The following is a 21,085-nucleotide window of genomic DNA, read 5'->3' as shown; positions in this document are numbered from 1 at the left end:
CTCACGCCCCTTCAGAGCACACTCGTCATACCGCCGTCCACGTACAGCACCTGCCCGCTGACGAAGTCCGCCGCGGGAGAGACGAGGAACAGCACCCCGCCCACCAGGTCCTCGGTGCGGCCCCAGCGTCCGGCCGGGGTGCGGCGCCGCACCCACGCGCTGAACTCCTCGTCCCGGACGAGAGGCCGCGTCAACTCCGTCTCGATGTAGCCGGGGCCGAGACCGTTGACCTGCACGCCGTGCGGCCCCCAGTCGGCGCACATGCCCTTGGTGAGCATCTTCAGCGCGCCCTTGGCAGCCGCGTAGGGCGCGATGCCGGGGCGGGTCACCTCGCTCTGCAGCGAGCAGATGTTGACGATCTTCCCGTGGCCGCGTTCCGTCATCCGGCGGGCAGCTTCCCGGCCGACCAGGAACGCGCTGGTGAGGTTGGTGTCGAGGATCCGGTGCCAGTCGGAGTCGGTGAACTCCAGGAGCGGGGCGCGCAGTTGCATGCCCGCGTTGTTGACCAGGATGTCGAGCGGGCCGACCCGGTCCTCGACGTCCGCTATCCCGGCGGCCACCGACGGGCCGTCGGTGACGTCGAAGGCGGCCACGTGGACCCGGTCGCCGGGCAGCTCCGCGGCGGCCCGCGCCAGGCGCTCGGCGTCGCGTCCGTTGAGGACCACCGTGCAGCCGGCCTCCGCCAGGCCCCGGGCCAGCGCGAGGCCGATGCCCCGGCTGGAGCCGGTGACCAGGGCGGTCCGGCCGCTGATGTCGAACAGCGGGTGACTCATCCCCGTCCCCCTAGACGACGAGGGAGAGGAGCAGGACCAGGCCGCCCGCGACCACGGAGATGATGGTCTCCATGACCGACCAGGTCTTGATGTTCTGGCCGACGCTGAGCCCGAAGTACTCCTTCACCAGCCAGAACCCGGCGTCGTTGACATGACTGAAGAAGAGCGAGCCGGCGCCGATGGCCAGGACGAGCAGGGCCGCGTGCGTCGTCGACATGTCGGCGGCGAGCGGCGCGACCAGGCCGGCCGCGGAGATCGTCGCCACGGTCGCCGAGCCGGTCGCCAGCCGGATCGCCACCGCGATCAGCCAGGCCAGCAGCAGGGCCGGGATCGACCAGTCCTTGGAGATGTCCAGGACCATCTGGCCCACACCGGAGTCGATCAGCGTCTGCTTGAAGCCGCCGCCCGCGCCGACGATCAGCAGGATGCCCGCGATCGGCGCGAGCCCCTTCTCGACGAGCTGAGAGATCCGCTCCTTGCTGAAGCCCGCGGGCCGGCCCAGCGTGAAGATGCCGACGAGGACGGCGGCCAGCAGCGCGATCAGGGGCGAGCCGACGACGTCGAAGACGCGCTGCACGGTGTTCTCTTTGTCGTCCACGACGATGTCGACCAGCGCCTTGGACAGCATCAGCACGACCGGCAGGAGGATCGTGGCGAGCGTGGCCTTGAAGCCGGGCCTTCTCTCCAGGTCCTCCGACGGGCGCTGGGGGATCATGCGCTCGGGGGCGGGGACGTCCACCCAGCGGGCGGCGATCCGGGAGAACAGCGGACCGGCGATGACGACCGTCGGGACGGCGATGAGCACGCCGAGCGCCAGGGTGACGCCCAGGTTGGCGCCGACCGCGTCGATCGCGACCAGCGGGCCGGGGTGCGGCGGGACGAGGCCGTGCATCACCGACAGACCGGCCAGCGCCGGGATGCCGATCCGCATCAGCGAGTAGTTGCCGCGCTTGGCGACCATCAGCACGACCGGTATCAGCAGCACCACGCCGACCTCGAAGAACAGCGGCAGACCGATCACCGAGGCGATCAGCACCATCGCCCACGGCATCGAGCGCCCGCCGGCCTTGGCGAGGATGGTGTCGACGATCTGGTCGGCGCCGCCGGAGTCCGCGAGCAGCTTGCCGAGGATCGCGCCCAGCGCGATCAGTACGCCCACGCCGGCGACGGTGGAGCCGAGGCCGGTGGTGAAGGAGGCGATGGCCTTGTCGAGCGGCGCCCCGGCGAACGCGCCCAGCGCGAGCGAGCCGATGGTCAGCGCCAGGAAGGCGTGCAGCTTGAACTTGGTGATGAGCAGGACGATCACAGCGATGCCCGCCAGGACGGCGATGCCCAGCTGTGCGTGGCCGGCCGAGGTGATGGGCTCGGCGGTGTCCGCTGCCAGCATCTCGACGCTGAGTCTGGTCACGGGAGTTCCCTTGCAGGTATGGGGATGGGGGAGGGGTGTTGCCGGGGTGGAGCGGGTGGAGCGGGTGGTGCGGGTGGTGCGGGGTGGTTCGGGGGGTGGTTACCGGGGCCGGGCGTCGGGCAGCTCGTCGAGCGCCCTCGCGGCCCGGTCGGTGATCTCCTCGGGCGTGCCGCGGACGTCGACCGCGACGCCCGCCTCGTCCGCCTGGAGGGGCTGGAGCGTGGCGAACTGCGAGTCCAGCAGCGCGGTCGGCATGAAGTGACCCTGACGGTGCGCCATGCGGTCCTCGATCAGCGCGCGGTCGCCCGCCAGGTGCACGAAGACGACGCCGGGGGCGGCGGCCCTGAGCCGGTCGCGGTACGACCGCTTCAGCGCCGAGCAGCTGACCACCCCACCGAGCCCGGCCCGCCCGTCCGCCCAGGCGCCGATGGCGTCCAGCCACGGCCACCGGTCGTCGTCGTCGAGCGGGGTGCCGGCCGACATCTTGGCGATGTTGGCCGGCGGGTGGAAGTCGTCGCCCTCGGCATACGGGACGCCGAGCCGGGCGGCGAGCAGCGGACCGATGGTGGTCTTGCCCGTGCCGGCGACGCCCATCACCACGACGACGTGGGGGGTACGCATCTGTTGCCTCGCTGTCTTCCTCGACACCTGACGTCGTTGGACGCCGACGACACTGAATCCGATTAGGTACGACCAATTCAAGAGTCTGTGACGAATAAGTCTGACTTTTTGGCTCCGTGATCTACCCCGTACTCTGAGTGCATGACCACTCCGGGCCGGGGTCTGCACGGCCAAGTACTCGACGCCCTGGGTCCCGCCATCACCGCGGGCGAATACCCGCCGGGCAGCGTCCTGCGCACCGACGAGCTGGCCCAACGCTTCGACGTCTCCCGCTCGGTGATGCGCGAGGCGGTCCGCGTCCTGGAGTCCATGCACCTGGTCGAGTCCCGCCGCCGGGTGGGCGTGACGGTACGTCCGAAAGCCGAGTGGAACGTCTACGACCCGCAGGTCATCCGCTGGCGCCTGGCCGGCGCCGACCGCCCGCACCAGCTGCGCTCGCTCACCGTCCTGCGCTCGGCGATCGAGCCGGTCGCGGCGGGGCTGGCGGCGAAGCACGCCACGGCGGAGCAGTGCGCCGAGCTGACCGAGTGCGCGCTCGGCATGGTGGCGAACTCACGCGGCCACAGACTGGACGGCTACCTCGTCCACGACATGGCCTTCCACCGGGTGATCCTGGCCGCCTCCGGCAACGAGATGTTCGCCCGCCTGGGCGACGTCGTCGCGGAGGTCCTGGCCGGCCGCACCCACCACGAGGTCATGTTCGAGGACCCCGACCCGGCCGCCGTCACCCTGCACGTCCAGGTCGCGGAGGCGGTCCGCGAGGGCGACGCGGCCCGCGCGGAGCACCTCACCCGCGAGATCACGGTCGGCGCCCTCCACGAACTGGACATCCTGGCGCCGTGACACCGGCCTGACGGGGCGCTGTTCGGGCTGTTCGGGCAGTTCGGCCTATCCGGTCATGCGAGCTCTTCGGGGAACTCCCCGTCCACGTACGCCCACGCCCCGGCCACCCGTTCGAACCGGCTGCGCTCGTGCAGCGCACCGCCCCGGTAGGACGCCCGGAACTCCACCGTCCCGGTGGTGTGGAACGCGCTCCCGTCGGCCGTGCCGAGGATCTCCAGCCCCGTCCACCGCATCCCCGGATCGAGCTCGAGCCGCTCCGGCCGCGTCCGCGGATGCCAGGTCCGCAGCAGATACCCCGCGTCCCCCTTCACGAACGCGCTGTACCGCGACCGCATGAGCGCCTCGGCGGTGGGGGCGGCTTCGGCGCCCGAGTGGTAGCGGCGGCAGCAGGCCTCGTACGGCTCGCCCAGACCACAGGGGCAGGCGGTGGGTGCGGCGGAGGCCCGCTGTCGCGGCCGGGCGGTGCGTCGGGACATGGTCGTCATTGTGCCGGTCGGGACGCACCCCGGACCGGCCGGGGGGGACGGCGGGGCCTGACGGACCTCGGCTAGGGGCGGGCGTAGGGCCGGGTCATGATCTCCATGTTGTGGCCGTCCGGGTCGTCGAAGTACGCGCCGCGACCGCCGAACAGGCGGTTGATCTGCCCGGGTTCGGTGTGGCCGGGGTCGGCGTAGTAGGTGACGCCGACCGCTGCCAGCCGGGCGATCATGGTGTCGAACCGCTCGTCGGGCACGAGGAACGCGTAGTGCTGCGACTGGATCGGCTCGTCACGCTTCTCGTAGTAGTCGAGCGTCACGCCGTTGCCGAGGTCGACGGGGAGGAACGGCCCGAAGGGAGCGCCGACCTCCAACCCCAGGATCACGGCCAGGAACTCGGCGGACAGCTGCCGGTCCCTGGCGTAGACGGCCGTGTGGTTCAACTGGACGGAGGCCGCCGGCTGTTCGGGCGCGTACGGATACTGCTGTTCGTTCGGCATGCGGGTGTGTGTCTCCGGGTCTGGGGATCCGCTGGGACGGGCGCCGCGACGGGCGCCGGGCAGAAAGACTCGGAAACGGGGGCGGGGCCCTTGCCCGCCTCGCGCTCACGCCGAGGCCGGGAACCCCACTCGTGCATGGCCCATGGCCGACCCGGCAGTCACCCGACCGACCCTAGTGATCACCACGGGCCGAGACAACGCCGTTCCAGGCCTGTTCTAAGCCTGTTCCAGGCCTGTTCTCAGCCTGCTCTAGGCCGACTCCGCGCCCCGTGGCGCCGACGGGACCGGCAGCGGCGGCAGCGACGTCCCGTACACCCACGCGTCGAACAGGTCGTCCAGCGGCTCCGGTGCGAAGCGTGCCGCGTGGGCGGTGAACGTCGAGGTCGTCACCGACCCGCCGCGGTGCAGGCCGAGCCAGGCGCGCAGCATCCGGAAGAACGCGTCGTCGCCCATCGCGCAGCGCAGCGCGTGCACGGTGAGGCCGCCGCGCTCGTAGAGCCGGTCGTCGAACATCGACTTGCGGCCGGGGTCGGCCAGGCGCAGGTCCTGCGGCAGCGAGGACAGCAACCGGTGGGCGGCGGCGGCGAGTTGCTGCGCGCTGCGACCGCCCGACCGCTCCGACCACAGCCACTCCGCGTACTTCGCGAACCCCTCGTTCAGCCAGATGTGCCGCCAGTCGGCGATGGACACGCTGTTGCCGAACCACTGGTGTGCCAGCTCGTGCGCCACCAGCCGCTCCGAACCCCGCGCCCCGTCCACGTGGTTGGCGCCGAACAGCGACAACCCCTGTGCTTCGACGGGGACATCGAGCTCCTCCTCCGTCACCACCACCGCGTACTCGTCGAACGGGTAGGGCCCGAAGAGCTGTTGGAAGAGATGCATCATCCCGGGCTGGCGCGCGAAGTCCCGCGAGAACTCCGCCAGCAGCTGCGCCGGAATGTGCCCGTGCTGCGGGACGCCGCCGAGCCCCGGATCGCCCAGCAGCACCGTCTGGTACTTGCCGATCGACAGCCCGACGAGATAGCTCGACGTCGGCGCCGCCTGCTCGTACACCCACGTGGTCGTCGAGGCCTTCGTGGTCCGCGTCAGCAGCCGGCCGCCCGCCACCACCGAGTACGACGACGGCGTCGTGATCGAGATCAGGTACGACGCCTTGTCCGCCGGCCGGTCGTTGCACGGGTACCAGGACGGCGCCCCGACGGGCTGGCTCGCCACCAGCGCCCCGTCGCCCAGCTCCTCCCAGCCGATCCCGCCCCAGGGGCTGCTCACCGGCTTCGGATTGCCCGACCAGTGCACCTCCACCGTGAAGGCCGCTCCGGCGCGGATCGGCTTCGCGGGACGGACGCGCAGTCTGCCGCCCCGGTGCGTGTAGTGCGGCTGCCGCCCGTCCACCCGGACCCGGCCGATCTTGAAGTCGGCCAGATTCAGCTGGAATTCGGCGAGCGGCGACCGCCCGGCTATCGCGTTGATCCGCGCCGTGCCGGACAGCCGGTTCGGCCCGGGCCGGTAGTCCAGCGCGAGCTCGTAGCGGTGCACCCGATACCGGGAGTCACCGTTGCCCGGAAAGTACGGGTCCGGACCTACCGCCTGCTGAACTGCCACTTCCCCGTCCGCTCCCTGACCTGTGCTCGAACCACCCCGTGCCGGCGCACCGCCCGCCGACGCCGGGTGGCCCGCCCTCAGGGACGCCATGCCTCGATCGGATTGCCGAGCCAGCGGGTGTCGTCCGGGACGGACTCCGCGGCCATGACGAGCGACGCGGGACCCAGGGTCGTACGGGCCCCGATCGTGCTGCCGGGCAGCACGATCCCGCCCGGGCCCAGCGTGGCGCCCTCACGGAGAACAACAGTATCCGTCCGCAAGATCCGGTCGTGGAAGAGGTGAGTCTGCAGGACGCACCCACGGTTGACCGTCGCCCCGTCCTCCAGGGTCACCAGGTCCGACTCGGGCAGCCAGTAGCTCTCCACCCACGTGCCCCGGCCGATCCGCGCCCCGAGCCCGCGCAGCCAGGCCGTCAGCACCGGCGTGCCCGGCACGGCGCCCGCCAGCCACGGCACGGCCACCACCTCGACGAACGTGTCCGCCAGCTCGTTGCGCCACACGAAGGAGCTCCACAGCGGATGCTCCCCGCTGCGGTGCCGCCCGACGAGCAGCCACTTGGCGACGATCGAGAGCAGCGCGCCCGCCGCACCCGCCCCGAGCAGCACGAACCCGGCCAGCAGCGGCGCCCAGGCGCCCAGCGCGCACAGCGCCGCCACCGTCAGCACGGCCAGTCCCGCCGAGCAGAACACCGGCACGATCCGGCACAGCTCCACCAGCGCGCGCGCCCACAGCAGCCGCGCGGGCGGCTCGTAGGTCCGGCTCTGGTCGCCGTCGGTCGTGTTCCGCGGCAGCTTCACCGGCGGCAGCCCCAGGTAGGAACTGCCCTTCTTCGCCTTCTTCGGCGTCGCCGACAGCACGCCCACCAGACCGCCGTCCGGGACGCTGCGCCCCGGCGCGGTCATCCCCGAGTTGCCGAGGAACGCCCGCCGCCCGATCTCCGCGCGCCCGATCCGCATCCAGCCGCCGCCGAGCTCGTACGGCGCGGTCAGCGTGTCGTCGGCCAGGAACGCGCCCTCGCCGACCGTGGTCAGGCTGGGCAGCGCCAGCACGGTCGACACCTCGGCGCCCTTGCCGATCCGCATCCCGAGCAGCCGCAGCCACACCGGCGTGACCAGCCCGGCGTACAGCGGGAAGAGCGTCTCCCGCGAGCGGTCCATGAGCTGCGTGACCGTCCAGGCCTGCCAGCCGATCCTGCTGTGCGTGGGATGCGTGCCCTCGCGCAGACCGAGGCTCAGCAGCCGTACGGCGATCAGCAGCATCACCGCGTACGCCAGCCCGAAGGCGAGCGTGGCCGGCACCAGGGCGAGCGCGGCGCCCCGCAGCGCCTCGCCGAGCCCGTCGCCCGGCGCCACGAACCGGCTCGCCGCCAGCAGGGCCGCACCCGCCGCCAGCACCGGCAGCGAGGTCAGCGCGAAACCCGTCAGGCCGTACATCACCCGCCAGTACGTGCCCCGCGCGGGCCGTTCCTTGGGCCAGTTGCGCTTGGCCTTGCCGAGCTTCACGGCCGGGGCGCCCGCCCAGCGCTGCCCGGTCGGGATCTGGCCGGTGACCGCCGAGCCGGGGGCCACCTCGGCGCGCTTGCCGACGCGGGCGCCCGGGAACAGCATGCTGCGCGTGCCGACCACGGCGTGCGCACCCACCTTGACCTGGCCGATCTCCAGCCGGTCACCGTCCAGCCAGTGGCCGGACAGGTCCACCTCGGACTCCACCGCCGCGCCCCGGCCCAGCTTCAGCAGGCCGGTGACCGGCGGCAGCGAGTGCAGGTCCACGTCCGGACCGACCTTGGCGCCCAGCGCCCGCGCATACCGCTCCAGCCAGGACCCGGTCAGCGAGGTCGCCCCGCTGAACTCGGCCAGCCGCTCCGCCGTCCACAGCCGCAGGTGCACGCTGCCGCCGCGCGGGTACCGGCCCGGCTGCACACCGCGCAGCAGCAGCCGCGCACCGCCCGCGGCGATCGCGAGCCGTCCGGGCGGGCTGAACAGCAGCAGGGCGCCGGAGCCGACCAGCCACCAGGGGGCGGTCGGCAGCCAGCCGTACGCGGGCAGCAGGTTCCCGACGATCGTCAGCGGCACCGTCCAGCGCAGCCCCAGCAGCGTGAACAGCGGAACGAGCAGCAGGAGCTGCAGGACCTTGGCGCGCAGCGGCACCGGGGCGACGACCCGGGCCGCCCCGTCGTCCTGCGCGGACTCCTCCAGGTGCCGGGCCAGCTTGCGCAGCGTGGGCTGCTGGTAGATGTCGAGGACGGCCGCGCTCGGGTAGCGGGTGCGCAGCCGCGTCGTCAGCTGGGCGGCGGCGAGGCTGCTGCCGCCGATCGCGAAGAAGTCGTCCCGGGCGCTGGACACGGGGATGCCGAGGACTTCCGTCCACTGCTCCGCCAGCCACGCCTCGGTGCCGTAGAGCTGCTCGGCCGGGCCGCCCGTCTCCAGACCTTCCAGGGGCCACGGCAGGGCGTTGCGGTCGACCTTGCCCGACGTACGGGTCGGCAGGTCCTGCACGGGCGCGAGGAGCGGCACCAGGGCCGCCGGCAGTTCGGCCCGCAGCCGCTCCACGGCCGCCGCCTGGTCCCAGCCGTCCTGTGTGACGACATAGCCGACGAGGAGCTGGTTGCCGCTGCGCGCGGTCCGCACGGCGGCAGCGGCGCCCGCGACGCCCGGCAGCGCCTGGAGCGCCGCGTCCACCTCGCCCAGCTCGATGCGCCGCCCGCCCAGCTTGATCTGCTCGTCGGCCCGCCCGAGGAAGACGAGCCCCTCGGCGTCGGCCCGCACCAGGTCACCGCTGCGGTACGCCCGCTCCCAGCCCAGCGACGGGAGCGGGGCGTACTTCTCCGCGTCCTTCTCGGCGTCGAGATACCGGGCGAGCCCGACCCCGCCGATCACCAGCTGACCGCTGGCGCCCATCGGCACGGGCTCCCCGGCCTCGTCCACGACGGCCAGTTCCCAGCCCTTCAGCGGCAGCCCGATCCGGATCGGCTCCTCGCCGGACATCAGGGAGGCGCAGGCGACGACGGTCGCCTCGGTCGGCCCGTACGTGTTCCAGACCTCCCGCCCCTCCGTCACCAGCCGCTGCACCAGCTCGGGCGGGCAGGCCTCGCCGCCGAAGATCAGCAGCCGTACGTCGTTGAGGGTCTCCGGCTCCCAGAGCGCGGCCAGCGTCGGCACCGTGGAGACGACGGTGATCTCCTGCTCGACCAGCCAGGGCCCCAGGTCGGCGCCGCTGCGGACCTGAGAGCGGGGCACGGGCACCAGACAGGCCCCGTACCGCCAGGCCAGCCACATCTCCTCGCAGGAGGCGTCGAAGGCCACCGACAGCCCGGCCATGACCCGGTCGCCGGGGCCGATCGGCTCCTCGGTGAGGAACAGCGCGGCCTCGGCGTCCACGAAGGCGGCGGCGCTGCGGTGACTGACGGCGACGCCCTTCGGCTTCCCGGTGGAGCCCGACGTGAAGATGATCCACGCGTCGTGCTCGGTGCCCGGCCGGCCGGCGGCCGCCGTGGACGTGCCGTGGACGGCGATCGCGTGCTCCGCCCCGATGACGGCCCGCACGTCCGCCTCGCCGAACACCAGCTCGGCCCGCTCGTCGGGGTCCTCGGCGTCCACCGGGACGTAGGCCGCGCCGACGGCGAGGACGGCCAGGATCGCTGCATAGAGGTCGTTGGTGCCCGAGGGGACGCGGACGCCCACCCGGTCGCCGAGGCCGACCCCGGCGGCGGCGAGCCGGCGCCGGAGGTTCTCCACCTCGACGGCGAGGGCGCGGTAGGTGAGGGGCGTGGCGCCGTCGTCCAGGGCGAGCTCGTCCGGGTACGACCGCACGGACGCGTCGAAGACGTCGACGAGCGTGCGCGGAGAGGCGGCGGGGCCGCCCGAGAAACGTGCCCTGTCACCGAGTTGTGCGCGGATTTCGTCGTCGAGCAGGCCGAGAGCACTGCCCTCGTGAATCGCTGCCATCGGGTCCTCGCGTCTCGTTCCCGGAAGCCTCCGGGGCGCCGGCGGGCCCGCAGGTCTGCCTGGGGTTGTCCGGTCCAGCTCCGTAACAAGCCGGAAATTTTAGTACGACGCTAATGTCGCCGGTTTGCTCCGGCCACTCGAGGAGGCCGTTCGGGGCTCGGGAACAGACCGGCCCCAGTGCTCTGACCTGCATGATCAATGCGACGGCGAGAGTTGCCCCACATCGGCGGGAGGACGCCCGTTTCAGCCGGATGGCACCGGTTTGGCCAGCGCCTCGCCACACGGTTCGACGCACGGTTCGGCCCTCGGTTTGACGCACTGTCATCGGCGGTGCGTGCGCCCGCTTTTCCAGGGGCGTGAGGTGGTGCGGACGGGGACGGTCCGTGCGCCCGGGGCGCGCGTTCCCGGTAATGCTCCCGCGCGAGCATCGCATTGTGTGAACGGCTGCATCCAGCCCCTCCGGATTCCGGAATGCTGATGCCCATTCACGCAGGACGGGGGCGATGCGGGTGGCGGGCGGGGCTGTCTACCAGTTCTTGACGGGGGCGGACGTACGGGGCCGGGCCCCGGGGGGTCTGCCCGATGGCGCGAAACCGCGCATGCGCCGAGAGACATGGGGCGCGGGTGCTGACGGAGCGCCCGCGTGAGGGCGGAGGGCTACGGCGGGGCGGCGCACGCGGGCGCGGCGCACGCGGGCCCCGCGCAGGTCCCGCAGCAACAGCCGGCCGGACGGGACCGACTCGGGCCGCCCGGCGAAGAGCGGTACGCCGACCGTGACCGGGCCGACGAGCGTGCCGACGGCGACCGAGCACGCGGCGACCGGGACGGCAGGCGCGACGACCACGACACCGCACGTGACGGCCGCGACGCCGCACGTGACGGCCGCGACGGGCGTGACGGCCAGGGGAGCCGTGACGCCGGGCGCGGTGACCGGGGTGAGGGGTCCGGGGGCGTCGAGGGCAAGGACGAGGCTGCCGAGCGAGCACGGGCCGAGTGGGAGGAGAGGCAGCGGCGGGAGGGGGAGCGCTTCAGGGAGGCCATGCGGGACCCCCTCGCGGCGGACGGCGGCGCGGGTGGCGCCCGGGCCGCCAACCGGTCCCGCTCCGAAGGGCGCGCCCGGTTCACCGTCCGGGGCAACAACAGCGTGTTCGACCGCTCCCGCTTCGGCCACGCGCACTTCGGCGACGTCTATGTGGGCACCGGCGACAGTGGCTCAGCCGTCCTCGGCGAGGTGCCGGAGGAGGAACTCGTACGGCTCGGCAGCGCCTTTCGCGCCCCCGAGGGCTACCAGGCCCTGAAGGAGGCGCTGCTGGAGCGCAGGGTGCTCGTCGTCGTGGGACCGCCCGGCACCGGACGCCGGACCACCGCGCTGTGCCTGCTGGAGGAGCTGACCGGCGCCGTCCGCAAGGCCGCCCGCCCCACCGCCGGAACCGGGCTCACCGTCCCCGCCGACCCGGAGGGGAACCCGCGCCCGGACGAGGGCGACGAGAGCGCCGTCCCGGGCGGGGACACCCTTCCCGGCGGACCCGTGGACACCGGCCTCACGCCCGGCCTCACGCCCGACCTGACCCCCGGCCAGGTGACCCGCCTGGACGCATCCTCGCTGGGCCACATCCTCCGCGACCCCGCCACCGTCGCCCGACGTGTGGCGCCCGGCGGCGGATTCGTCCTGCACCTGCCCGACGCGCCCGGCGACTGGACCCCGCCGAGCGAGGCACACCTGGACGCCCTGGCCGCGGCCCTGGCCCGGCGGGACGCGTACGCGGTCCTGGTCGCCTCCCCGTCCACCCCGGCCGGCGCCCTGCTGACCGGCCGGCACGCCCTGCGCTGCCCCTGCGCACCCGCGTCGGAGCTGCTGTCCTGGCATCTGACGCGACGCCTCGCCGACGGCCCGGCGGCAGAGGGGAAAGAGGGGAAAGACGGAGAAGAGGGAGAAGAGGGGAAAGCGGCGGACCCGGAGACCCTGGACAGGGGCGAGCGGATCCTGCGCCATCCCCTCCTGCGCCAGGCGCTGGGCATCCCCCTCGACGACCTCCGTCCCGCCGAGACCGACGCCCTGGCGGCGCTCGTCGTACGGCACCTTCGCGGCGAGCTGACCAGGGCCGAACTCCTGGACCACTGCGGCGACATGGCGCGCGCCCAGGTCCGGGCCTGGTTCGCCGACGCCCGCCACCGGCCGACCGCCGCGGACGGCCCCGACGAGGCGACCCGCGCCCTGCTGCGGCAGGCGGCCTTCCGGGTGGCCCTGGCGGTCCTGGACGGCGAGGCGTTCAGCGCGGTCGCCGACGCCGCCGACCTGCTGGCCCGAGAACTGCTGACCGCCCGGACCCCCGGCCAGGAACCCGGACGCCCGGTCTTCGCAGAGGACTGGGACGGCCTTCTCGCCGCCGCCCGCGCCGAGTTCGGCGAGACCGAGGACGAGAGCCTGGCCGGGGTGCCGCTGCCGGTGCGCACGGTCCGCTACCGCGGGGAGGCCTTCGCCGGCGCGGTGCTCGCCGAGGTGTGGCAGAGCCACCACGCGGCCCGCGCGCCGATCGTCCGCTGGCTGCGCGCCCTCGCCGACGACCCCCGGCCCCAGGTCTGGGTCCGCGCCGCCCTCGCGGCCGGCGAACTGTGCACCGCCGACCCCGGATACGGCTTCGTCGGGCTCCTCTCCCCGCTCGCCTCCGCGCGCTCCGCCCGCAGGCGGTACGCCGCCGCCACCGCCCTGGACCAGGCCGGCCGCCGCGAGCCGTACCGGACGGCGGTCCGGGCCGTCGTGGACGAGTGGGCGCACGCCGACGACGCCGGTCTGCGCTGGACGGCCGCAGTGGCCCTCGGCCACGGCAGGATCGAACCCGACACCCGCACCGCGGTGGAACTCCTCGGCCGCCTCGGCGTCAGGGACGAGGGCAGGCACCTCCAGGTCGCGTCCTACGCCCTGGCCCGGCTGGCCGCGGGCAGCAGGGCCGCCGAGACGCTGACCCTGCTGGGCGAATGGGCCGTCGAGGCGTCCGGAGACCGCCGCGAGCTCGCCCTGCTGACCGGCGTACGCCTGTGCACCGCGCCCTGCGACGACTACTGGGAACCCGAGGGCCCCGGCCCGGACCTCGACCCGCACGGCGATCGGCGCGACGGAGACGGCGGTGGCGAGGTCGAGGGCGACGTCGACGGCGACCGAGACGGTGAGCCGAGCGAGGGCGCGACGGCGCCGGTCGACCCCTCCGGCCGGGCCCGCAGGCCCCGCCGACCGGGCCGGGTGGGCGTCGGGCCGTCGACGGGCAGGGCCGCCGGGGTCCGGTTCCCCGGGCTGTGGCGGACGGTCCCGGGCCGCCCGGCCGTGCCGCGCGCCGACGTCGTGGCCGTGGACGCGGAGCTGGGCCGGCTGCGCGACTGGCCCCTGGCGCTCGCGATCGCCGTCACGGTGCCGGAGGCGGCCGGTCCGCTGGCCGCACTGCTCTGGCGGGTCTTCGACAGCCACCTGTCCGGTGAGCGCGCCCAGGACGGACTGTCGTCCTGGCTGCGCGCGGCGGAACAGGACGCGGCGTCGGCGGCGGGCGGCGAACTGCTGCGAGCGCTCGTGTGGTTCCTCCCCCTCCTCGTCCGCGAGGAGCGGGACTGGCAACGGCTCACCTGGGTCCTGGAGGCGCTGGCCGCCGACCCGGGCGAGCCGATGGACGAACGCTTCGTCGGCCATGTGCTCGACGCGGTGGGGGCAGGCCTGCGTGGCCGAGGAGGGGAGCAGCCGTGACCGACAACGGGCAGCCGGGGACCGACGGTCTGCCGGACATCATCGCCGGGCCCTATCTGCGCGCACGCGTGTTGCAGGGGAGCGGCAGGTTCCAGCAGACGAGCGCCGAGATCGCCTCGGTCGTCTACTACGACGGAGGCGGATGCAGCCTGATGACCTCGCAGGGCACGCAGATACTCGTGCCCCGGCGTTACTGGGCGCGGCCCGTCAGCGTCTGCGAGATAGCCCGCGGGCGGCACACCACGGTCTTCACCGTCGACCTGCCGGCGGCCGACGGGGCCACCTTCTTCCGGACGAAGGTGACGCTGCGCTGGGAGGTGACGGACTACCAGCGCGTCGCGGAGGTGCGTCTGGCCAGCGTCGAGCGCGACCTGGGACCGGAGATCGTCTCCCGGCTGCGGCAGGTCTCCGGCCGGTTCGCGGTGGAGGACGCGCAGCGGGCCAACCAGGCCATCCTGGCGGAGACCGAGGCCGAACGCTGGGCCGGCCTCGGGGCCGATGTGGGCCTGCGCACCCAGCTGTTCGTCGAGGTGGACACCGACGACATGCGCAAGAGCCAGGTCGCCGAGGCGCGCAGACAAGCCGCGCAGCACCAGGCGGTGACCGAACGCCTCGCGGACTTCTACCAGGTGACGACCAGTTCGGCGGAGGGCCGCCTCGCCTACCTGATGGCCATGGGCAACAGGGAGGAGGTGGCCGACGTCATCGCCATGATGCGCGAGGACGAGGCCCAGGGGCGCCGCGAGACACAGGAGTTCTTCCTCCGCATGCTCGACCAGGGCCGGATCACCAGCCCAGAGCTGGAGGGGTTCCTGCGGACCAGGGTCCTCGCCTCGCTGACCCCGGGCGGCCAGCCGCCCCCGGCCGTGCCCGGCCCCTTCGTGCCGCCGCCGAGGGAACTCCCGGCGCCGCCTCCGGCGCCGCGCGCCCGCCCGGAGCCCCAGGACGTCGTCCCGCCGTGGCCGGACCTCGACGGCGAGACGGACGAGCGGCCCGCCCCGGACGGCGGAAACCGGCGCAGGCGGCGCGACGACGACTACTGGAACACGACGCCGGGGGCGCCGGGTTCGCCGGGTCCGCAGGGGTGATCAACCCGGCCGCGGCGCGCTGCGGCCGGGGTCGGGGTACGGCGGGACACAGTCGAAAGGCGAAGTGGGGAACGTGGGGAACCTGTCCAGCGGTGATGTCCGATATCTAAGCAAATGTTCGAGAGGTTTTCGTGCGCGTCCCGAGCTTTCCGGGCTTCCCGAGCGTCCTGCGCGCAGTCCTGCGCATCGGGCCACGCCCGCGGCGCGCACGCGAGGTCATGCGCGCCGCTCCGCCCGCGCCGCGGCCGTGCTCCTCGCCGCGGTGCTGCTGATCGGCGCCGGCGTCCCGGCGTCCGGCGCGCCCGGGGCTGCCGGGGCGGCAGGCCGGGCCGCCGGCGACGCGTCCGACACGATCAACCTGGCCGTCGCCGTCGACGAGTCGAGCAGCCTGAGCGCCGCCGACGTGGAACGGGAGCGGGACGCCGCACAGCGCATCGCGCTCGCCGAGATATCCCCCCGCTCGCGGCTGACGGTGCTCGGCTTCGCCAGCGCCGACAACGACGAGCAGCAGGCCGTCGACGAGGTGTGCCCGCCCACGGCCCTGAACACGGTGGCCCGCGAGAAGATCGGCGACTGCGTCGGAAAGCTCGACCGGCGCGGCAAGGGCGAGGGCACCGGCACCGACTTCCCGGCCGCGATCCGGCAGGGCATCGCCCGCCTCTCCGAGGAGTCGGTCGCCGGCCCGCGGATCCTCTTCCTGCTCACCGACGGCGTCCTGGACGTCTCGGACAGCCCCGCCTACGGCGCGGACGCCGACAGCCGCAAGGCCAACGGCAGCCGGGAACTGCGAGCGGCCCTCGCCGAGGCCCGGGCGGCCAAGGTGCAGATCTGGCCGCTCGGCTTCGGCTCGCCCGACCCGGACGCGCTGCGCGCCATGGCCGCCGGCGGCTACCAGGGCGCCTGCGTCGACCTGGCGCAGGCCAGGCCCACGTCCCAGGTCGTCAAGGACTCCACGGCGCTGGGCGAGGCGGTCCAGAAGGCGTTCGCGAGCGCCCGCTGCATGATCTACGAGGCCACCGCCCAGGACACCCCGCCCGCCACGATCAAGCTGCGGATCTCCCCGCTGGCGACGCTGGCCACCATCGTGGTCTCCAAGGGCGACCCGGCGGTCAGGGTGCGCATCCGCGCCCCCGGCGGCCAGGAGATCGACGGGGCCCGCGACGACGGCGTGTCCTCCTACGACCTCACCGGCGCCGAGCAGGAGGTGGAGTCGCTGCGCATCGTCGCCCCGCGCCCCGGCACCTGGACGGTCGACCTGAGCGCGCCCGAAGGACACCGCGACCGGCTCGCCAGCGTGGGCGTGCAGTGGCGCGGCGCGCTGCGCTCGTCGATCGTCATGACGCCCGCGACCCCGCACCCCGGCGAGCAGGCCACCGTCGGCCTCCAGCTCCAGACCTGGAACGGCGAGCCGGTGGCCGACCCGGCCGACCTCGACGTACTGAAGGTCTCGGCCACGCTCGACGGCGCCGGCTTCACCCCCCGGCCCGTCCGGCTCGCCGACGACGGGCGTGGCAACGACGAACACGCGGGCGACGGCCGGTTCACCGGCGCCGTCACGATCCCGCGGACGGCGACCGACCGCCTCAAGGTGACCGGCGTGCTCACCGCCATCGGGCTCACCGCCGACCACCGGCCCTTCGTGACGGGCGTGGCCGCGGAGAACGCGCAGGTGCAGGCCCACGTCGGCGTCTCCGACGCGACCGTGCACCCGGGCGCGAGCGTGCCGGTGACCCTGAAGGCGTCCGACGACTCCACGAGCGCACGGGTCCTGCACCTCATCCTGGAGGACAGCTCGCGGGGCGACCTCACCGTTACACCGGCCCGGGTGCACCTCGACCCGGGGCAGACCCGGACCGTGCAGGCCGAGGTGCGCGTCGGATCCGGCGTACGCCCCGGCCCGGTCTCGGCCAAGCTCGTGGTGTACGACACCGGGCAGCCGGCGCGGGTGCTGGACGCCCGGCTGCTGACCCTGCGCGTGACACCGATGCCGGGCTGGCCGGAACAGCACTGGAAACTGCTGCTGACCCTGGGCCTGCTGCTGGTCGCCGCGGCTGCCTGGACCGGCTGGCGGCTGCTGGAGCGCAAGCGCGTCCACAACGTGCGCGGCCTGGTCCTCACCCTGCTCGTCCCGGACGAGGACGGCCAGGGCGAACGGCCCGTCAGCACCATCCAGGTGCGCACGGACGGCCCCGAGTACCGCTTCGGCGTCGTCGCGGGCGTCGGCACCGACCCCCGGCTGGTGCCGGACCGGCAGGGCCGCTTCGCCGTCCGCCGGGACGCCCAGCGCATGGCCCGGCTGCGGACCCCGGAGAACTCCGGGACCGCGATCGCGTACGGCAAGACGGCGCCGCTCACCGGCGAGCTGCGGCTGAAGGTCGACTCGACCCGCAGCCGCGTCCGGCGCCCCTCGGCCGGCCTGGGCCTGCGCCTGCCGTTCCCCCGGCCCGGCCGCTCCGAACCCGCCGACCGTCCCGCCCGCCCGGGCCGTCCCGCACGCACGGCCCCCGGGCCGCGCCGGGACGCGCACGGGCAGACCCCCGCACGCGCCGTCCACGACGACACCCCCCGGGTGCCCGCCGCCGGAGCCGACGCCTACGACCCCGATCTGTGACCGGACGGCGGATCGCCCGCTCTTGAGGCCCTTGAGGCCCTTGAAGCCACGAGGTCCCGAGGCCCTTGAGGCTTTCGGGCCTCGGGGTCCTCGGGAGCCCTGGCAGTCCCGCCTTCCCGCGCACACCACACCACCGGCCCCGCCCAGGCGGCCGGGCCACACAGACACGCTGCCGGGCCGTCAACCGCCGCCCGGGCGGAGGGGATCGCACCGATGAAGATATTCCAGCCGATGCTGTTCGTCGGCCTGGGCGGCACGGGCGGCCTGGTAGGGGCCGAACTCGAACGCCGTCTCCGCGCCGAACTCTGCGGGCCCGACGGCACCGCCCTCACCGGCGACGGCCGCCGGCTCCCGCACCAACTGCCCGACTGCGTCCAGTTCGTGTACGCCGACTACAGCGAGGCCGAACTCGCCAAGCTGCCCCACCTCAGCGCCGACCCGGCACTGCGGCAGGCGTACTCCCGCACCGCGCGCGCCACCCACGACCTGCTGCCCGCCGAGTTCGACAGCTCGCCCGAGGTCACCCAGATGCTGCGGGCCGTGCTCCGCACGGAGGTGGCCGGCTGGCTGCCCCCGGTGGAGGACGAACCGAAGGTCACCCCGCTGCGCAGCGGCGCCGGACAGCTGCCGACCGTCGGCCGCGCCGCCCTGTTCGCCACCCTGCGCGACGGCCCGGCCCCGGTGCTCGACCCGCTGCGCCGGGCCATCGACGCGATCGGCCTGTCCGGCGGCGAACTCAGCGAACTGGGCGGCGGACCCCTCAACGGCTGTGACGTCTTCGTCGCGTTCTCGGTGGCGGGCGGCACCGGCGCCGGGATCTTCCTGGACTACCTGTACCTGATCGGTCAGGTCTTCAAGGAGAAGCGGCTGTCCGCCCGCGTCTACCCGCTGGTCGTCATGCCGAAGGCCTTCCCGCCGGGCAAGGGCGGCGGACGCCGGGCCGAACTCAACGCCGCCCGCGCCGTGGTGGACCTGTCCCGGCTGGTGGACGAGCAGAACGTGCCGGACCCCAAGGCCAACCTGGGGGACACCGGCCGGCCCGACCCGACCGCCATGCGCTACCCGCAGATGCACCCGGTCCGACTGCGCACCGGCACCGTCCCGACGGCCTTCCTGTTCAGCCCCACCGCGGGCATCCGCCCCGACGACCTGCGCCGCTCCATGGTCTCCCTGGTGATGTCGCTGATCGGCACCGACCTCGGCGACACCGCCAGAGGCACCGACCACGACGACCAGACGTTCTCCTCCAACTTCATCAACGCCGAGGTCGACCGCCGCACCCGCTCCGCCACCGGCATCGGCCACCGGGGCATCTCCACCAGCCTGGTCGCCGCTATGACCTCCCCGCTCGACGAGCTCGCCGAACTGGTCGCGGCCCGGATGCTCGCCCTGGCCGTCCGACGGCTCACCGACGCGAGCGCCCACACCGCCCTGGACGTCCGCTCCCTGGTGCACGAGATGTTCACCGCCGCCGGCATCGCGCCCCTCTGGCGGCGCGAGGCGCTGCCCGTGCCCGACCCGGACCCGGTGCCCAAGGGGACCTCGGAGATCCAGCAGGCGCTGCGCGACCGGCTGGAGGAGATGCAGCGCCTGCTCGGCGACCTCGAAACCCGCCTCAAGCGGCAGGTGCCCGCGCTGGCCGACGCGTTCGTGCCGCGGGTGGCCGCCGAGCAACTGCTGCGCAAGGTCGACCTGTTGAGCCTGGAGGCGGTCGTCAAGGGCGTGCCCGGACAGCCCGGCGCCGCCGGACTCGGCTTCCTCGGCATGCTGGAGAACCGCCGTCAGGAACCGTCCCGCCCGGCTGGCGTCGACGTACAGCCCCCGTCCGTGCCCCGCATCCGCCGCCGGGCCGGCGGACTGTCCCGGGCCCGCTGGGGCGACGAGGAGGTCCGCGCCGCCCTCGACGAGCAGGACCGCTGGTACGCGTGGCGGGCCAAGGACATCTGGCACCGCGCCTGGGACGAACAGGAACCCCGCTGGCGCCGCTCAGCGGAAGACCTCCGGCACGACATCGGCCAGCTCGCCGACGCCTTCGACAAACACCTGGAGGAGGAACCCCGGGCCTGGGCCGCCGGACTGAAGGAGCTCTACGACGACCGGGCCGGCGTCTCCTACCTGCTGCCCCCGCAGAACAGCCTGCGCGACTTCTACGAGGACCTCATCGACCGGCTCGTGGAGAGCGCCCAGCTCGGCCGCGGCGGCGACGAGGCCGACCTGCTGACGCATCTGGTCTCGGCCGACCGCTGGGAGGCGGCCTTCACCGCGGGGCGGCGCAACCCGGCCGCCGCCGTCTCGGAGGTCAAGACCGTCCTGCAGAAGCGGGTCGAGCAGCTCTTCGCCGAGCCCGGAGCCCAGCAGCGGGCCCAGCCGCTGCTGCCCAGCATGGGCACGCTCCTGTCCGCGGCCGTCGGCGAGGGCCAGGCCGCCCGCAACGTCAGCAAGCCCGCGCTGGAGCAGTTCACCTACAAGCTGGCCGGACTCCTCCCGGCCGGCTTCACCCCCGAGGGCAACGGCCCCCTGAAGGTCCTCATCACCTACCCCAGCACCCACGGCCGCCGCACCGTCCTGGAGGACTACCTGGAGAAGGCCCTCCACCTGCCCAAGGGCCGCCGCAGCATCGTCTTCCGGCCCGTCGACACCGACTCCATCACCGTCGTGCTGTTCCGCAGCGAGATGAGCCTGACCGAGGTGCCCGGCGCCCGCGAGGTCATGCGGCAGTGGGCCCGCGCCCAGGAGGACCGCCGCGACGACGACGTCCTGCGCTGGCGGCAGCGGCTCGGCCACCAGGACGACTGGCTGGCCTGCACCCCCGACGACCGCAGGCACATCCTGCAGCGCCTGCTGTGCGTGATCTGGAACGGGCGGGTCGACGTCCAGGGCGACCCCGCGTCCCCGCAGCGCGTGACCCTGCGCCTGCACGACGAGATGGGCCCCGAGGCCCCCGGCCTCACCCTCCGGCTGGACGACCACCGCGACGGCGTCTCCAGCTGGGCGAGTCTGCTGCGCGCCTACGAGCGCTGGGCGCTGCTGGAGGAGGACGCCATCGTCGAGGACTACTGCCGGGTCCTGATGAACACCCTCCCCAACGGCCTCGGCACCTCCGGCAGCCGCCCCTCGCCCCTCTACCTCAAGCTCGTCCACGAGGTGGCGCCGCGCCAACTCGACCTGCTGGCCGAGCGGGAGCGGATGTACGGCGGCCGGATCGCCGAATGGCTGCGCCCGCTGCGGGAGTTCTGGTCTGTGTCCCTGCCCGGCGCCCTCGACCTCGCGTTCCCCAACGAGGCCCACGCCGTCCAGTCGACGCTGCGCGCCCTGGAGGAGTGGACCCGCATGGGCCGCCTCACCGGCGGCGCCGCACCCGTCCGCGACCGCCCCGGCGAGACCCCGCCCGACCCCGCCCCCCAGCCCGGACCCGGACCGGCGTCCGCGCCCCCGGACCCCTGGCACCGCCCGGCCCCCGCCGAGGCGGCGACCGGCACACCCCAGTGG

General features: G+C 73.9%; 12 protein-coding genes. 5 read left to right on the top strand and 7 right to left on the bottom strand.

What is annotated here, in order from left to right; translation table 11 throughout:
- Nucleotides 1–11: 11 nt before the first annotated feature.
- From ACIBAF_RS05240 to ACIBAF_RS05230, 3 genes are all read right to left on the bottom strand, one after another.
- A complete protein-coding gene (locus tag ACIBAF_RS05240; protein ID WP_399461737.1) occupies nt 12–773 on the bottom strand; it encodes an SDR family oxidoreductase in 762 nt (253 codons plus the stop codon).
- Between the two features lie 10 nt (nt 774–783).
- Nucleotides 784–2,181, bottom strand: coding sequence for a GntP family permease (locus ACIBAF_RS05235; RefSeq protein ID WP_399461736.1), 1,398 nt, complete (start codon nt 2,179–2,181; stop codon nt 784–786).
- Between the two features lie 99 nt (nt 2,182–2,280).
- Nucleotides 2,281–2,802, bottom strand: a complete 522-nt coding sequence (locus ACIBAF_RS05230; protein WP_399461735.1) for a gluconokinase — start codon at nt 2,800–2,802, stop codon at nt 2,281–2,283.
- 141 nt (nt 2,803–2,943) lie between these two features.
- On the opposite strand from ACIBAF_RS05230, the gene ACIBAF_RS05225 reads away from it, so the two are divergent.
- A complete protein-coding gene (locus tag ACIBAF_RS05225) occupies nt 2,944–3,645 on the top strand; it encodes a FadR/GntR family transcriptional regulator (RefSeq protein ID WP_399461734.1) in 702 nt (233 codons plus the stop codon).
- Nucleotides 3,646–3,698: 53 nt separating this feature from the next.
- Here the strand turns inward: ACIBAF_RS05225 and ACIBAF_RS05220 are convergent, their stop codons facing one another.
- From ACIBAF_RS05220 to ACIBAF_RS05205, 4 genes are all read right to left on the bottom strand, one after another.
- On the bottom strand, nt 3,699–4,130 hold the full coding sequence (locus tag ACIBAF_RS05220; RefSeq protein ID WP_399461733.1) for a YchJ family protein: 432 nt from the start codon (nt 4,128–4,130) through the stop codon (nt 3,699–3,701).
- Between the two features lie 62 nt (nt 4,131–4,192).
- Nucleotides 4,193–4,621 (bottom strand): VOC family protein, encoded by a 429-nt coding sequence (locus tag ACIBAF_RS05215; RefSeq protein WP_399461732.1) that lies wholly within the window; start codon nt 4,619–4,621, stop codon nt 4,193–4,195.
- A gap of 249 nt (nt 4,622–4,870) precedes the next feature.
- Complete coding sequence (locus ACIBAF_RS05210; protein WP_399461731.1) at nt 4,871–6,223, bottom strand: M1 family metallopeptidase; 1,353 nt, start codon at nt 6,221–6,223, stop codon at nt 4,871–4,873.
- Between the two features lie 77 nt (nt 6,224–6,300).
- On the bottom strand, nt 6,301–10,167 hold the full coding sequence (locus tag ACIBAF_RS05205) for a Pls/PosA family non-ribosomal peptide synthetase (protein WP_399461730.1): 3,867 nt from the start codon (nt 10,165–10,167) through the stop codon (nt 6,301–6,303).
- A 643-nt stretch (nt 10,168–10,810) separates the two neighbouring features.
- On the opposite strand from ACIBAF_RS05205, the gene ACIBAF_RS05200 reads away from it, so the two are divergent.
- From ACIBAF_RS05200 to ACIBAF_RS05185, 4 genes are all read left to right on the top strand, one after another.
- Nucleotides 10,811–13,897, top strand: coding sequence for a hypothetical protein (locus tag ACIBAF_RS05200; protein ID WP_399461729.1), 3,087 nt, complete (start codon nt 10,811–10,813; stop codon nt 13,895–13,897).
- A complete protein-coding gene (locus tag ACIBAF_RS05195; protein ID WP_399461728.1) occupies nt 13,894–14,985 on the top strand; it encodes a hypothetical protein in 1,092 nt (363 codons plus the stop codon). Before ACIBAF_RS05200 ends, ACIBAF_RS05195 begins: the two co-directional genes overlap by 4 nt.
- A 247-nt stretch (nt 14,986–15,232) precedes the next feature.
- The gene (locus tag ACIBAF_RS05190; RefSeq protein WP_399461727.1) at nt 15,233–17,596 is read left to right on the top strand and encodes a VWA domain-containing protein; all 2,364 of its coding nucleotides are present in this window, start codon (nt 15,233–15,235) and stop codon (nt 17,594–17,596) included.
- A gap of 213 nt (nt 17,597–17,809) precedes the next feature.
- Nucleotides 17,810–21,085, top strand: a 3,276-nt coding sequence (locus tag ACIBAF_RS05185) for a tubulin-like doman-containing protein (protein ID WP_399461726.1), incomplete at its 3' end; no start/stop codon positions are given.

Origin of the sequence: Streptomyces sp. NPDC051677, from assembly GCF_044453465.1 — a bacterium.
Lineage (GTDB): Bacteria > Actinomycetota > Actinomycetes > Streptomycetales > Streptomycetaceae > Streptomyces.
This window is presented reverse-complemented; position numbering and strand designations above follow the sequence as displayed.

Bases quoted from the DNA above. Each gene is read 5' to 3' on its own strand.
- ACIBAF_RS05220 (WP_399461733.1), bottom strand. From the start codon at position 4,130: ATGACGACCATGTCCCGACGCACCGCCCGGCCGCGACAGCGGGCCTCC.
- ACIBAF_RS05215 (WP_399461732.1), bottom strand. From the start codon at position 4,621: ATGCCGAACGAACAGCAGTATCCGTACGCGCCCGAACAGCCGGCGGCC.
- ACIBAF_RS05240 (WP_399461737.1), bottom strand. From the start codon at position 773: ATGAGTCACCCGCTGTTCGACATCAGCGGCCGGACCGCCCTGGTCACC.
- ACIBAF_RS05230 (WP_399461735.1), bottom strand. From the start codon at position 2,802: ATGCGTACCCCCCACGTCGTCGTGGTGATGGGCGTCGCCGGCACGGGC.
- ACIBAF_RS05225 (WP_399461734.1), top strand. From the start codon at position 2,944: ATGACCACTCCGGGCCGGGGTCTGCACGGCCAAGTACTCGACGCCCTG.
- ACIBAF_RS05205 (WP_399461730.1), bottom strand. From the start codon at position 10,167: ATGGCAGCGATTCACGAGGGCAGTGCTCTCGGCCTGCTCGACGACGAA.